At 31.3% G+C, this 14,616-nt stretch carries 15 protein-coding genes; all 15 read right to left on the reverse strand.

Annotated elements, in window-relative coordinates:
- Window positions 1-6: 6 nt before the first annotated feature.
- A complete protein-coding gene (locus ASC41_RS06915) occupies window positions 7-1,344 on the reverse strand; it encodes a TolC family protein (protein ID WP_160318797.1) in 1,338 nt (445 codons plus the stop codon).
- Entirely contained in the window at window positions 1,331-2,446 is a 1,116-nt protein-coding gene (locus tag ASC41_RS06920) for an efflux RND transporter periplasmic adaptor subunit (protein ID WP_055435907.1), read from the reverse strand. Before ASC41_RS06920 ends, ASC41_RS06915 begins: the two co-directional genes overlap by 14 nt.
- Before the next feature lie 69 nt (window positions 2,447-2,515).
- The gene (locus ASC41_RS06925) at window positions 2,516-3,757 is read right to left on the reverse strand and encodes an ABC transporter permease (protein ID WP_055435908.1); all 1,242 of its coding nucleotides are present in this window, start codon (window positions 3,755-3,757) and stop codon (window positions 2,516-2,518) included.
- Between the two features lie 58 nt (window positions 3,758-3,815).
- Window positions 3,816-5,045, reverse strand: a complete 1,230-nt coding sequence (locus ASC41_RS06930; protein WP_055435909.1) for an ABC transporter permease — start codon at window positions 5,043-5,045, stop codon at window positions 3,816-3,818.
- The gene (locus tag ASC41_RS06935) at window positions 5,038-5,739 is read right to left on the reverse strand and encodes an ABC transporter ATP-binding protein (protein ID WP_055435910.1); all 702 of its coding nucleotides are present in this window, start codon (window positions 5,737-5,739) and stop codon (window positions 5,038-5,040) included. The genes ASC41_RS06930 and ASC41_RS06935 overlap by 8 nt, the downstream gene beginning before the upstream one ends.
- Before the next feature lie 145 nt (window positions 5,740-5,884).
- Complete coding sequence (locus ASC41_RS06940) at window positions 5,885-6,109, reverse strand: hypothetical protein (protein WP_055435911.1); 225 nt, start codon at window positions 6,107-6,109, stop codon at window positions 5,885-5,887.
- Window positions 6,110-6,162: 53 nt separating this feature from the next.
- Complete coding sequence (locus tag ASC41_RS06945; RefSeq protein WP_055435912.1) at window positions 6,163-6,711, reverse strand: DUF420 domain-containing protein; 549 nt, start codon at window positions 6,709-6,711, stop codon at window positions 6,163-6,165.
- Window positions 6,712-6,763: 52 nt separating this feature from the next.
- Complete coding sequence (locus ASC41_RS06950; protein WP_055435913.1) at window positions 6,764-7,507, reverse strand: SCO family protein; 744 nt, start codon at window positions 7,505-7,507, stop codon at window positions 6,764-6,766.
- Window positions 7,508-7,548: 41 nt separating this feature from the next.
- The gene (locus ASC41_RS06955; protein ID WP_055435914.1) at window positions 7,549-8,265 is read right to left on the reverse strand and encodes a hypothetical protein; all 717 of its coding nucleotides are present in this window, start codon (window positions 8,263-8,265) and stop codon (window positions 7,549-7,551) included.
- An 88-nt stretch (window positions 8,266-8,353) separates the two neighbouring features.
- Entirely contained in the window at window positions 8,354-8,734 is a 381-nt protein-coding gene (locus ASC41_RS06960; protein WP_055435915.1) for a cytochrome C oxidase subunit IV family protein, read from the reverse strand.
- Between the two features lie 52 nt (window positions 8,735-8,786).
- Window positions 8,787-9,785, reverse strand: coding sequence for a cytochrome c oxidase subunit 3 (locus tag ASC41_RS06965; protein ID WP_055435916.1), 999 nt, complete (start codon window positions 9,783-9,785; stop codon window positions 8,787-8,789).
- A gap of 140 nt (window positions 9,786-9,925) precedes the next feature.
- Window positions 9,926-10,507, reverse strand: coding sequence for a cytochrome c oxidase subunit 3 (locus tag ASC41_RS06970; RefSeq protein ID WP_055435917.1), 582 nt, complete (start codon window positions 10,505-10,507; stop codon window positions 9,926-9,928).
- 2 nt (window positions 10,508-10,509) lie between these two features.
- Window positions 10,510-11,400, reverse strand: a complete 891-nt coding sequence (gene cyoE, locus ASC41_RS06975) for a heme o synthase (protein WP_055436004.1) — start codon at window positions 11,398-11,400, stop codon at window positions 10,510-10,512.
- A 72-nt stretch (window positions 11,401-11,472) separates the two neighbouring features.
- A complete protein-coding gene (locus ASC41_RS06980; protein WP_055435918.1) occupies window positions 11,473-13,587 on the reverse strand; it encodes a hypothetical protein in 2,115 nt (704 codons plus the stop codon).
- A 176-nt stretch (window positions 13,588-13,763) separates the two neighbouring features.
- On the reverse strand, window positions 13,764-14,561 hold the full coding sequence (locus tag ASC41_RS06985) for an energy transducer TonB (RefSeq protein ID WP_055435919.1): 798 nt from the start codon (window positions 14,559-14,561) through the stop codon (window positions 13,764-13,766).
- Between the last annotated feature and the right edge of the window lie 55 nt (window positions 14,562-14,616).

A 14,616-nucleotide genomic window follows, 5' to 3' on the forward strand; every position in this document is an offset into this window, starting at 1 on the left:
TATATTTTACTGTGTTATTGGTTTTCCAAGGTAGAAATCTAAAACTTTTGTTTTGAAAACAAAATCGTATTTAGCATTAATTAATGATGCTTCAGCATTTACAAGTCTTAATCTTGATTGCTCTAAATCGAATGCATTCATAACTCCTATGTTATAACGCTCTTCAGAATTGCTAAAGGCTAACTCTTGAGATTCTAAAGAAACTTTTGCCGCCTCATAAGCTCTTAATGCTGATTTCGCGTCTGTAAAAGCACGTTGTACATTTGCTTCTAAAGTTAACTTCGCTTGTTCTAAACCTAATAATGCATTCTGTTCTTGAATTTGTGATTTTGCAACTGCCGTTTTATTCTGGTATCCAGAAAATATCGGAACATTAACACTCAACCTGAAACTATGTGCTTTTTGGTCATTTAACTGCTGAAGGAACCTGTCTTCGGTATCTGTTAAATTAGTAAAGAAAACATTAGATCCAAAACTATATCCAGCAGAGACTGTTGGATAAAATCCGCTTTTAGATATTTCTGTACTTAATTTTGAACTTTCAATATTTTTTTCAGCTACTTTAATTTCACTTCTATTCTCTATAGCATAATCTAATATAGGAGTAACACTATCATACATTAATTCTGCTGACGGATCAACCACATCAATAACTTCCACATCGAAACCAGCAAAATCTACTTGTAATAATTGAGATAAGGACAATAATGATAGTTCGTAATTGTTTTCTGCAACTGTAACACTTTGCACGTCTCTACTTAATGTTGCTTGTGCATCATAAATATTAGCTTTTGGCTGTACACCTGCGTCCACTAATTCTTGAACTTGGTTAAGTTGTTTTTTTGAAAACTCGTATTGCGCTTTTGCTGACTCTAAATTCTCTTTATTGAATAAGATATTTAAATATGAATTTACCACATTAAGAGAAATATCATCTTTAATACGTTGTAACTCTAATTGATTAGTTTCTAAATTTAACTGAGATTGCTTGTATACATTAGTTAACCTAAAACCATTAAAAATAGTTTGGTTTGCACCCACGCTAAAACTAGTACTGTTTGATGTTCTATCTGCAAATTGACCTGGAAACAACTCTGTATTACCTACCGATATACTATGCCCAGCACTACCACTCACAGAAGGTAAAAAAGAACCTTTAGAAGCAATAATATCTTGTTCGTTTAATAATAACGTATTTTGAGCTTGTACAATAGAGATGTTGTTTTCTAAAGCGTGTTTTACACTTTCTTCTAATGTCCATACTTTATCTTGAGCATAAGCCGAAAAGCCAACACATACAAAACAGGCACTTGTTAAAATACTTTTTATATTAATCTTCATCATCGTTATCTTCTTTAGAGGCTTTGTTCCACACCTTGATTTTATCGCCTTCTTTAACACCATCTGTAATTTCTACATTAATACCATCAGAAAGACCCAACTCAACATTTACTTTTTCAAATTTACCTTCACCTTTTTCTATTTCAACAAAAGGCTTTTCTGTAATTCTATTAAATTGAAGTAAAGACTCTTTAATAACCATAATGCTATCTCTCGATTCCATTTCAATTTCTGCATTAGCACTATAACCAGCTCTAATTTTTGTTGAAGACTCTACTTCTACATCTGCTTTAATTGTAAACTGTACTGCTCCGTTCTCTTCGTTACCTTTAGGTGCAACAAAAGTAAGTTTTGCAGGAAATTCTTTTTCCCCAATAGCACCTAGTACAACTTTAATATCTTTTCCTTCTTCAAGCTTACCAACTTCTGCTTCGTCTACTTTACCTTCAAAAATCATTTTGCTCATATCTGCAATTGTAGCAATTGTAGTACCTGCATTAAAGTTATTACTTTCTATTACTTGATCTCCTTCACGTACAGGAATTTCTAAAATAGTACCAGGAATTAATGCAACAATATTTGTATTTGCAGAGCCACCTCCCGAAAGAGAACCTCTTTTAATAATTTGATAATTATTTTGAGCTTGACGTAACGTTTCGTTAGACTGGTTTAAAGCCAACTCACTGTTTTCGAAATCTTGTCTTGAAATTACTCCTTTATCGAATAACGATTTATTTCTATCGTAAATAGTTTTAGAATTATTGTAAGCCAATTTTGCAGATGAAATTTGACCATTTGCGCCAACTAAACTTTGCTCGTTTGGTACGACTCTAATCTTAGCGATTACATCTCCTTTTTTAACTATATCACCTTCCTCTACTAGAATTTTATCTATAATTCCAGCAATTTGTGGCTTTAACTCAATCTCTTCTTCAGGATTTAACTTACCAGTAGCTACAATTTTAGTATTAATTGAATCGTAAAAAGGCTCTGCTGTTTTAAAATCTTCTACAGATTTAGAGTTAGAATCTTTAAAGTACTTTAACACGAATACGAGTGCAATAAGCAATCCTAATCCTACTATAATTTTTAATGCTTTTTTCATTATTTATTAATTTAATTTCTCGGTTGATTTTAAAGCTAGAAGCTCTATTTTATTATTTTGATTGGTTTATTATTCTTCTCTTAAAGCATCAATTGGCTTTATACTAGTTGCTTTAAACGCAGGTATTAATCCTATTAATGTTCCTAAAACTATTAAAATTATTAGTGCAACAAAAACGATACTAATAGAAACAGATGCATTAACCAACATTGCCTCATCGCCTTGACCATACAAAGAATCTAAAAGCATAAGTAAAGACCCTCCACTTATTATACCTAATAATCCTGCGATTAAGGTAATAAATACGGCTTCTAAAACCACTTGTCTTTTTATCTCGAATGGTGTTGCACCAAGTGCACGGCGCACTCCTATTTCTTTAGTTCTTTCTTTTACAGTAATAAGTAAAATATTACCAATAGCAAATACACCTGCAATAAGTGTAGCAATACCAACAAACCAAGTTAAAAACTGCATACCAGTTAAAAAACCTGTAATTTTTGCAAATTCCTTTCCTAAGTTAAAACTACCAAAGGCACGATTATCTTCAGGATGCACTTTATTTAAGTTTCTTAAAATAAGTTTAGCATCGGTTTCTATTTGCGAAATATCGTATTCTGGTTTTCCGGTAATCATCATCCAACCAATATTCTCACCCATATTATATATTTGCTGAAAGGTTGTAAATGGAATATGAATATCGCTTGATGGACCCATATTTGCATTTCCAGTTTCAAACATACCAACGACTTTAAAATTCATGCCGTTAAGCTGAATATATTCACCTATCATTTCAGCATCTTTTTCGAAAAGTTGTTTATATATTTCTTCTGAAATAACAACTACTTTTCTATTCTCATCAATATCTGTCTGATTAATAAAACGTCCTTGAATCATTTTCTTTTTCTGAACCTGATCTAACAAAGGATAATCTCCATTTACTCCAAAATTTCCAGACAAGAAATTATGAACTACCAAAGCTTGACTTTGGTTTCTTGGCACAACAAACTCTATACCTTCTACGTTTTCCTCTATCTTTTTAGCATCACTTATTTTAAGTTGCACTTGTCTACCTTCCTGAAACCCTTTAAATGGCTTACTTGTACTTTGTGCCCATACAAATACACTATTGGTAGCAAAGCTTCCAAATAATCTATTAAACGAGTTTTCGATACCACGTGCCGAACCTAATAGACCAATAAGTAATAAAATTCCCCACCAAACACCAACCATAGTTAATGCGGTACGTAGTTTATTTTTGGTTAAACTATCGTAGACTTCTTGCCACGTATCTCTTTCAAATAAAAATTTCATTCGTTAATTTTTATTAATTCAAACTGAAAACCTATTAAAATTACTTTGTTAATCATAATTAATCGTCTCTAAGTGCTACAATAGGTTTAATTCTTGAAGCCTTTTTTGCTGGTAAATATCCTGCAATCGCACCTGCCAAAATAAGTGTAATGGCAGCACCAACTACAATACTTAAACTTACCGATGGATCTTTAATAAAATATTTCTCTAAAAACGGACCTGCAAATTCTACAACGCCCATACCAATTACTAAACCTACAAAACCAGCAATAATAGTTACCAATATAGATTCTAATAAAATGATAGATACAATAGATTTTGGAGAAGCACCTAAGGCTTTACGAATACCTATTTCTTTAGTACGTTCTTTTACTATAAAAATCATCATATTACTAATACCAACAATTCCTGCTATTAAGGTTCCAAAACCAATAACTAAAACTAGAAAGCCTAGAATAAATGTAAACTGGTTAATTGCTTTAGATTCGTTAGCTAGATTTCGAACACGAATGGCACGTTGGTCGTTTTGAGAAACCATAAACCTGTCTTTCATCTTTTTTGTTAGCAGGTTACTAAAACCAATAGCTGCATCAAAATTCATTTCAGGATTATAGGTTAAATTTATTTGATCGACATAATCGTTATTCCCATAAATTTGTTGCGCAGTACTTATTGGCATGTAGATTAAACGCTCTTCATTATCTCCACCATCGTCACTAAACACACCTACTACCTTATATTGAATACCGTTTAGGTTTATATACTTTCCAATAGCTGTTGTTTTTAAAAACAAATCTTCTTCTACCAAACGCCCAATAACGACTACTTTGGTTTTGTTTTTAATATCAGACTCATTTACATAACGCCCGTAAGTTACTTTTGTATTCTCTAAATATTGATGATCCGGATTAACCGCACGAATGCTATAATTACTTTTTTCGTTTCTAAAAGTAGCGATAACATTTAAGTACACTCTTGAAGTAATGTATTGCACTTTGTCTCCAAACTCTTCTTTTATCCAGGCTTGATCTTCATTTTTAAATTGAATGCGTCTTCCTGCTTGTAAGCCATTACTAGCTTTAGATGTCATACCAGATTGTACAAATATTGAATTTGAAGCATCGTCTGCAAATGCAGAATCAAATGTATTTACCAATCCATTTACAATACCAAATAATATTGCAAATAGAGAAATAGCAAATGCTACCGTAAAACCAGATAATAAAGATCGGGTTCTATTCATATTTATACTTTGGAAAATTTCTCTCCAGAGGTCTCTATCAAACATATTGTGATGCTCTTACTTGTTCTACAAACGTATCTTCTATAATAACACCATCTTTAAGTCTTACTATTCGCTTACACATGCTTGCAATGTCCTCTTCGTGTGTTACCATTAATATGGTTTTACCTTCATCGTTAAGCGATTGGATAAAATCCATAATTTCGTGAGAAGTCTTGGTATCCAATGCTCCTGTTGGCTCATCGGCTAATAATAACTTTGGATCTGCCGCTAATGCTCTTGCAATGGCTACACGCTGTTTTTGTCCACCAGATAACTCATTTGGCAAATGGTGTGCCCAATCTTTAAGTCCTACTTTCTCTAAGTGAAACAACCCTTTTTCTATACGTTCTTTACGTTTTAAACCTTGATAGTATAAAGGTAAAGCGACGTTATCTAAAGCGTTTTTATAATTTATTAAGTTGAAAGACTGAAAAATAAACCCTAAAAATTTATTTCTATAAATAGCTGCCTTTTTTTCGGTAAGATTTTTAATAGGAACATTATCTAAAATGTATTCACCTTCATCTGCTTCGTCCAGCATTCCTATTATATTAAGTAAAGTAGATTTTCCTGATCCCGAAGAACCCATAATAGCTACCATTTCTCCTGCTTCTACAGATAGGTCTATTCCTTTTAATACATGTAAACTAGAATCTCCAATTGGATAAGACTTGTGTAGCTTATTTATTTTGAGCATAATGGTTGGTTTTTTTGATTGATGTTAACTACATCATATCCATTAGACTACAAAGGACTTTATTTGTTACAGGAATTTTGCTAATAAAATGTTAAAACATAAAGATTTGTATTAAACAGACTAATATGTTTAATGGAAAAAAGCTCTATTTCTCCTTTTTAACTCTAAAATACTTCCAATAAATAGCAAATCCAACACCAAAAATTAAAATATATGGTATTGCCATTAAGTAAATAATACCATCGTTTATACCTTTTGCTACTCCTTGACCTTCTTCATTTTCTAAAACTGCGCGACACATTGCACATTGCGCATTTGTTCTTATAAAAAAGAAAAAAGAGAAAAGAACAAATAAAACTTTAGCTTTCATAATTATGAGGTTATTTGCTGCACTTTGAAAGACAGCACGTTTTTATTGGTAATTTATACGTAATATGGAGATATCATTAAATACACAATAACACCAGTTACTGCAACGTATAACCATAATGGAAATGTAATGCGTGCTATTTTTTTATGCCTTTCGAAATTATTAGAAATTGCTCTTACGTAAGTAATCAATACAAAAGGAATGACTACAATAGATAATAATATATGTGTTATTAAAATGAAGTAATACACATAAGCAATAGTGCCTTCACCTCCAAATTTGGTAGAATCGCTAGTCATGTGATATCCGATATATAATAACAAGAATATTACTGATAGAGAAATCGCAAATTTCATTAATCGTTCATGAAGCACCTGATTACCTTTCTTTATCGCAGAGACAGCTACTAACAATACAATAGCAGTTATTCCATTTATAGTAGCATAAATTGGAGGCAAGAATGTTAATGGCTCAACATTAAATCCAAAATCTTTAAGTTTAACACGAAATAAGATAGCTACAGCAATTGGAATAATAACAGAAAGTGCAACAATCCATTTATTATATTTCTTTTCGTTTTGTATGTTTTCTGGCGTATTCATTTGTATTATACTGTTTTAATTCCTGAAGTAAATAGAAATAATAATCTAAGACTTACTCATTTAAAAGCTTCTTAATATCCTCTTTAAGCATTGTTATTTCTTGTTCATTACCATCTTCATCCATTTTCTCTTGCTCGCTAATAACACCTTTATAGAAGATTTTAGGGTTACCAAAGTCATCTAATCTAGAACGTATAAATCCATTCTTATCTATTAAAGCAAAATCTCCAGAATGCTCGAAACCAATTTCATCATCTTCAACTTTACCAACAAATATATTAAAGCCAACGTTAGCTAATTTGTATATTTCAGACTCATCACCTGTCATTAAATTCCAATTAGGATTTGTAATACCATACTTAGTAGCATAAGCTTTTAAAATTTCTGGAGTATCTAATTCTGGAGTAATTGAAAAAGAAGCAACACCGAAATCCTTATCCATTTTGTATGTATCCTGAATCTCTACTAGGTTTCTATTCATTCTTGGGCAAATAGTAGGACATGTTGTAAAAAAGAACTCTACAATATATACTTTACCAATATAATCGTCCTGTGTTATTGTTTTACCATCTTGATTAATAAAACTAAAAGCAGGCACTTTTTTAGGTTTGCCATTTATTTCTATAAAGGCAAGTTCTCCTTTATTTTCAAAATTATTGTCTTGTCCAACACTAATTCTGTCGTTTCTAGTAATATCATTGTTTTTTATTCTATCAACAATTTTCGGAACGAATAATATTCCAAATAATAAAATAATAAAAGCGATACCTATGTATGAATAATTGTTCTTTTTCATTTTAATTGAATTAAAACTCTTCGACTAAACAAGAGTAACTATTATTTATCTGGATTTAAATCTTTAGCTCTTCGGTTTGAAGAATCTATTTTATTTCTTCCAGACTTTCTATATTCTTCTAATAGCACTCGCATATCTTCGGCTGCTAATTTGTTCTTTATTATTGCTACTTGAGAACAATCGTAAGCTGTAAGTGGATAGATTTGAGTTTCTTTCTCAATCTCTATTTTAGTTCTATCGTCAATTCTACCGCGCTGATTTAACTCCTTATCTATAACAAATACGCTATTGGTCGCCAAATTATCATCCAATTGTAGACTTGATCTTAAGCTATTAAATAACTTATTGATATCGCTATCACTTGCATAAACAAAATGCCAATATTTATGGACACTATACTTTGTTAACTCTTGAGTTAACCTATCTGTTCTATCTTGAGAATCTTTAGTTACAATCATAACTATTTGAAACTTTTTAAAGCCTTTAAACTTATTATAAACAAGTTCTTTAAGGTTTGAAGCTTCTACTATTCTAGATTCTGGATCACTTCCTAAGAAGCCTAAAACTGTTATGTGGTCTTTTAACAGAACGTCGGCATTAGTTACCGAAGATAAATTTGAGATATCAAGTACATCTTCTTTTACAACATCTAACACATTATAGTTGTTTGTTGCTGGATATAACATGAGTAAGAAAACAACTGGTAAGAAGAATAATATTACTAAAATCGAATATTTTTTAATAGCTTTTTTACTCATGATTGTTTTCTATATTTTAGAATTACAAAAATAAAAAAAGGTGGTTTAAAAAAACCACCTTTTACTATCTTTTAACTTATCAATTTTGTTAAAAATCTTTTTTAACAAATCCGTTAGAATAAACACCTTCAATATAGCCTCCTTCTTGTAAAAGGATGAACACTAAATAACATATTAAAAATACGCCTGTCCAAATCACCATACGTCTTAATGCTTTTACTTCGTCTCTCATGTGCATAAAATCCCAAGTAATATAATATGCTTTTACTATTGTAAGAATAATAAAGATCCAGTTAAGAGCCTTCATGCCCAAAACTTTCCCCATAAACATTTCTGGTTTGTAGATACCTAGAATTACTTCTACTGCAGTTACAAATGTTAAGAATGCTAATACACCCCAAATTTTTTGAGTGTTAGACTTAAATTTCCATAACCCTCTAAATATTTCTAATTTATGCTCGTGTGCCATTTTAATATGCTTTATATAAATCCCTTTAATAGGGAATGATACTATTTTTTAATTAAACTAAGTAGAAGAATGTGAATACAAATACCCAAACTAAATCTACAAAGTGCCAATACAATCCTACTTTCTCTACCATTTCGTAGCTCTTACGTCTTTCGTAAGTACCAATAATAACATTAAAGAAAACAATAACATTTAGAACAACTCCTGATAATACGTGGAAACCGTGAAATCCTGTGATAAAGAAAAAGAAATCTGCAAATAATGGAGAACCATATTCGTTTACTTTTAAGTTAGCACCATGTACTACTGCCTTACCATCAGACTTTAATTGCTTTAAAGACTCTTCACGAGATAAAATTGTTTTATGACCGTGTTCGTTAATAATTTGATTTCTAATCAATATATTCTCGTTAGCAACTAAACCTTTATATACTTCATCTATAGAATATTCTGGAAGTGTACCTTCACTAACAAACCACAAACCTGACTTGCTTTCGTGCTGTGTTCTCTCACTGTGTGCTACTTTTGCAAAGTCTGCAATAGCGACACGCTCAAATTTTTGTTCTCCTTCTACAGTTTTGTATTCACCAAACTGAAGAATATTTCCTCCATTAGTTTGTACAGCACCATATTCTCCTTTAATAAAAGTGTTCCATTCCCAAGCTTGAGAACCAACAAATATAATACCACCAATAACTGTTAAGAACATGTACCATGTTACTTTTTTCTTATTTAAGTGATGACCTGCATCTACGGCTAACACCATAGTTACAGATGACATAATTAATATAAACGTCATAAACGCTACATAAATCATTGGGTAATTACCATGAAAGAAAGGTACGTGAGTAAAAACTTCGTCTGCTATTGGCCAAGAATCAATAAATTTAAATCTTGAAAAACCGTAAGCAGCTAAAAATGCTGAAAATGTTAAAGCATCGGAAACGATAAAAAACCACATCATCATTTTACCATAACTGGCTTTTAGAGGATCATTTCCGCCTCCCCAAGTTTTACCTTCTGTTCCAGTAGTTGCAACTGTAGTATTCATATAGTTGAGTTCGTTAATTTTAAATATTGGACAAAAATAATCATTTTCTTCTACTAAAGAAATGTTAAACTATAATTTTTGAGCCTTGTTTTAATTGATTAGTAAATTCTGTTTGTTGTATACTCCTTTATTGTTTAATTCTAACCTATAAAATACATTAGTAAATACAAGAATACCCACAGTATATCAATAAAATGCCAGAATGTTCCTGCCAATTCCATACCTAACATATTATCTGCTGTATACTTTTGTTTAAAATGATTATAAATTACAACCAACAAGCAAATTAATCCTACTGCAACGTGTAGTAGGTGGAAAAATGCGATTAAAAAGATAAAAGATGCCTTAGGATCACTAGTTTCTCCGGTGAAATAATAACCAGAATCCACAAGAGCTTTGAAACCTTGAAACTGAAGAAAGATAAACACTAAACCTAATGCAAAAGTGATCAATAATAAAATTGATGTTAACTGTCTATTATTATTTTTTAAAGCGCGTTGTGCAAAAACATAAGCAATACTACTTGCTATTATTACAAAAACACTTACTAGAAACACTTGAGGCAATTCTAATCCTTTAGACCAATCTGGACGCGTTCTACTAATTATTACTGCACTTGTTAAACCTGCAAACGACATAAATAATGCAATAAGGCCAAACCAAAGCATCATTTTTTTTGCGCGTTCGTTCTTTTCTTTTGAGGTTCCTTGGGTTAAATCCATAATTATCTAATAAATTTATCTACTACGTAAATAATTTGTATTAATGTGATATATAAAACACTAGCTAACATAAGTTGTTTCGCTGCTTTTTCTGTCATTTTTTTAAATAGCTGAATAGCATAATACAGCATAAATAAACCTAGTGCAAAAACAATTGTTGCAGCAACATAAGATAACTCTAGTTTTCCTGTTACTCCAAAAACTGGTACAATTGAAATTAATATAGTCCAAACTGTGTACATAATTGTTTGTACAGCAGTTCCTTTATCTTGTTTTCCAGTTGGCAACATAAAGAAGCCTCCTTTTTTATAATCGTTATATAAAAACCAGCCAATTGCCCAAAAATGTGGGAACTGCCAGAAAAATTGTAATGCAAATAAAGTACCTGGCTCAATACCAAACTCATTTGTAGCAGCTACCCAACCTAACATAAAAGGGATGGCTCCTGGAATAGCACCAACAAATACGGCTATAGGCGTTTTTGTTTTTAAAGGTGTGTAAGCACAAGTGTATAAAAAGATAGAAATTGCACCAAACATTGCTGTTTGTGGATTAATATAATATAGAATACTAATACCTAAAACGGTGAAAATAGTTGCAATAATAAATGCAGTTCGTACAGTCATACGACCAGCAGGGATAGGACGATTTTTTGTTCTGTCCATTAAAGCATCTAAGTCTTTTTCTATAATTTGATTGTATGCGTTAGATGCACCAACCATAAAATAACCTCCTAATGCCAATAAAAAAACTGTTGTATAATTAACCTCGTCGACGCCAAGTAAATAACCCGCAACCGAAGAAAATACCACACTTAATGCTAAACGCATTTTTGTGATTTCTTTAAAATCTGAAATTAAAGAATGTTTTACTGTTGTAGTTATAGTACTCAATGTATTGCTTTGCTTACAAGGCTTTTGTTCACCTATAAAAATTTGAAGCAAAGATACGTTGTAAAGTCTATTCTACAAATCAAAATACCAATTAAATAAGTCTGTTCTAATTCCAAAATTAAACCAAACCGTACTATTGTTTAGTACCGACATTGTTTCTGCTTCAGGATTAAAATTTCTATAACTAATATTCGCAAAGACTTTTAAGTTAGAAGCAGGATTTATTAAGTATCCTCCTTGAACGCTAGCATTAATTGTATTTGTTTTTATGCCTTGCCCAATTTCTACTCCAGTGTCGAAAGGTCTATCTATTTCATCTCTAAAAATATCGCCTCCGTAATTAAAGTTATCAATACCATTATTAATATCGAAACCACGAATACCGGCAATAAGTTTTGCTTCACCAAACCAACGCTTGTATCTATATCGACCTATTAAAACCAATTCTCTAAAGTTAGCTCCCCAAAGGTGTGCCATTGGTTGGTTGTTATGTGAATAATTTAAAACTACTGTATTATGAGAATAGGTATAAGGACGTACAGCATTATACTCGGCCTGTAACATTAAATCTTTTACCTTAAAAGCATTATAATACTTTGCTCCTAATTGTAAACCGAACTTATTTTTCCAACTCCCTTCACCTCCTTTAGCATCGCTTAAAGAGAATTCATCTAATACAAATTGAGAATAAACATTAAAGTTGTCATTAATCTTATATTTTGCTGATGCTCCAACAATAGCATTTCCTGCATCTTGTCCGGTTTCAAACTCGATAGCACGATAAAAAATTATTGGATTTAGGTAGTTTATATCAAAACCTCTATCGTTTGTATTCGCCCAAATAACAGATTCGAATAAGCCTAAGTTTAAACGCTTATTAACATTCCAACTTAAATAATGGTTGGCAATGTATTTTGTAAAGAAAGCTCCATCTTCGGTAACCTCTGCTCTTACATCCTTTAGCCATGTATAAGTATTGGTGTATTTTATTTTCCAAAACTTAGTATTCAATTTCAAATATGGATACGGACTAGCTGCATCACTTTGAAATAACGAACGGTATCCATCACCAATAAAGTTTTTACCATGACCAAATTGCACATTAATAAATTTTGATGGCGTGTAAGATAAATAAGCTTCAGCCACAGGATAATCGTAAGCATCATCTTTAAACTGTTTTGCAATACCTCTACCTGGAATAATTGCTGGATCACCACCAGATGGTCTTATACTTTCAGCATATTGATTAAAATATTCGGCAAAACGTCCTTGATTCTCAAATACAGATGCTGAAAAATTAAATTTCTTTCCTAAACCTCCCTGTATATAAACACCTCTTGTATTATTGAAAGTAGAACCAAAACTAGCGTCTGTATCTTTTCCTGCTTGTAAATCGAAAATAGGATCAACAGAAAACCAATACTCTTTTCCTTGCAATTGTACCAAATGCTCATTCCAAACTTTTTTACCTAACCAAGTTTGTTTTTCCTTTTTTAAAGCTTCGTTTTCGCTATTAAAATCGTGATAAGCAGAAACATCTTCATATATATATGGTTTAGATGCTGTATGACTATTAGTACCTACCAAATTAGTAGCGCGATCGAACTTAGAATAATTCTCATGAGAAAATGGAATATTTAACTGACTAGCATATTCACTATTATCATATTGTTTATAATCTGCTTTTACCTTATCCATTTCTTTTTTAGCAGCAATTTCTAAAGCATTTAATTCTTGACTTTTATTTTCTTTGTCATTACTTAATGCTAAATCTTCGGTAACTACAGTCTGATTCTCTAAAGGAATTTTTAAACTAATTGAATATTGTTTATAAGTTGCATTACCATTATAAGTTGCAGGAGTTACTTTAGGAAATTTTTTAAAAACTCTAGAAGCTTCCGTTTTAAGTTCAGGGTATAAAGCGTCTACGTACATTATTTTAAAACTACCCTCTTTATCTACTTCAAATAAAATAACTACCTCTCCTATATAGTCTGCGTTTGTAACTTTTTCTGGTACGTTATAATTATTGAATAGTAAATCAAAAACTTTTGTATCAAAACATTTTTGCATGTTATCAATCGACTCTTCATTACAAGAATCGAAAATAGGTGGCTTCTCATTATCAACTTGAGCCACTGCTATAGTCTGAAAGCATAGCATCAAAATAAAAGTATAAAACTTCATAGTCTATATTACATTTAATTTCGTCGAAAGATAATATTTTTTTCCAATGAAGAGATACCATTTAGAATTCCGTTTTTATGAGATACCTATTTAAACGGAAAGGCTATCGCATTCTTAAAAAACAAAAAACCGTTACTACCATAGATAATAACGGTTTTAAATATTTTTTTTATACTTTATTGAATATTAAATTGAATTGGAAGCATGTATGATACATTCACAGGTTTGTTATTATTCATTCCCGGTTTCATAGTAGGAATCTTACCAACAACTCTATTAGCCTCTTTTTCTAAAGCTAAATGATTAGCCTTTGTTTTAATAATTTCTACTTCCCCAAGCTTATTTATTTTGAAAGACACATAAATTTTTTGTTTTCCTGTTATACCTAAATCTGAAGCTATATCAACATCAAATTTTCTTTGTACTAATTTTGATAATTTTTCAGACATACATTTTCTTCTCCCATTATTTGTTGATTCCTTCTCACAACCTGGAAAAACAGGTACCTTTTGAACAGTCATTATAGTAATTTCTGGCTCTATCTCATCAATTTTTAAACTAGGATCGTCTGTTGAAAGAACAGGTGTTTTTCCTTCTGGAACCACAACTTTTATAATTTCTTTTAAAGTCTCCTTAAGTTTAGTTTCGTTACTAACAATTTTAATTTCTGGATCTTTAGGTTTTACCTGTGCTATTTCTTGTTTCTGCTCGGGCTTGACTTCCTTCTCGATTTCAAAATTTTCAATGTCAATCTCATAAATGCTATCATCTTCTACCGGTGTAGAATAGACATATTCTTGTGTTTCAGCAAAAGACATCTCTAATGCTCCATAACTTGCTAATAAGCATAAAATTAAGCCAACCTGAAAGTACAGCGTTGAGTTTTTTTGTAAATTAGCATCATGCTTTTGCGATTTCTGCACGTTTATTTCGTTTTGACGAACGAAATCGTGACTTTTCTTTGAATTGTTCATAATTATTAAAGTTTACATGTTAATATTATGAAGAAATAACAATAAGTATACCAAA

It is taken from the genome of Lacinutrix algicola (assembly GCF_001418085.1).
Lineage (GTDB): Bacteria > Bacteroidota > Bacteroidia > Flavobacteriales > Flavobacteriaceae > Lacinutrix > Lacinutrix algicola.

What these genes read in the sequence shown, in the direction of transcription:
- ASC41_RS06935 (WP_055435910.1), bottom strand. Translation starts at nt 5,739, where the DNA reads ATGCTCAAAATAAATAAGCTACACAAGTCTTATCCAATTGGAGATTCT.
- ASC41_RS06925 (WP_055435908.1), bottom strand. Translation starts at nt 3,757, where the DNA reads ATGAAATTTTTATTTGAAAGAGATACGTGGCAAGAAGTCTACGATAGT.
- ASC41_RS06950 (WP_055435913.1), bottom strand. Translation starts at nt 7,507, where the DNA reads ATGAAAAAGAACAATTATTCATACATAGGTATCGCTTTTATTATTTTA.
- ASC41_RS06945 (WP_055435912.1), bottom strand. Translation starts at nt 6,711, where the DNA reads ATGAATACGCCAGAAAACATACAAAACGAAAAGAAATATAATAAATGG.
- ASC41_RS06915 (WP_160318797.1), bottom strand. Translation starts at nt 1,344, where the DNA reads ATGATGAAGATTAATATAAAAAGTATTTTAACAAGTGCCTGTTTTGTA.
- ASC41_RS06980 (WP_055435918.1), bottom strand. Translation starts at nt 13,587, where the DNA reads ATGAAGTTTTATACTTTTATTTTGATGCTATGCTTTCAGACTATAGCA.
- ASC41_RS06985 (WP_055435919.1), bottom strand. Translation starts at nt 14,561, where the DNA reads ATGAACAATTCAAAGAAAAGTCACGATTTCGTTCGTCAAAACGAAATA.
- ASC41_RS06965 (WP_055435916.1), bottom strand. Translation starts at nt 9,785, where the DNA reads ATGAATACTACAGTTGCAACTACTGGAACAGAAGGTAAAACTTGGGGA.
- ASC41_RS06940 (WP_055435911.1), bottom strand. Translation starts at nt 6,109, where the DNA reads ATGAAAGCTAAAGTTTTATTTGTTCTTTTCTCTTTTTTCTTTTTTATA.
- ASC41_RS06930 (WP_055435909.1), bottom strand. Translation starts at nt 5,045, where the DNA reads ATGTTTGATAGAGACCTCTGGAGAGAAATTTTCCAAAGTATAAATATG.
- ASC41_RS06960 (WP_055435915.1), bottom strand. Translation starts at nt 8,734, where the DNA reads ATGGCACACGAGCATAAATTAGAAATATTTAGAGGGTTATGGAAATTT.
- ASC41_RS06955 (WP_055435914.1), bottom strand. Translation starts at nt 8,265, where the DNA reads ATGAGTAAAAAAGCTATTAAAAAATATTCGATTTTAGTAATATTATTC.
- ASC41_RS06970 (WP_055435917.1), bottom strand. Translation starts at nt 10,507, where the DNA reads ATGGATTTAACCCAAGGAACCTCAAAAGAAAAGAACGAACGCGCAAAA.
- ASC41_RS06920 (WP_055435907.1), bottom strand. Translation starts at nt 2,446, where the DNA reads ATGAAAAAAGCATTAAAAATTATAGTAGGATTAGGATTGCTTATTGCA.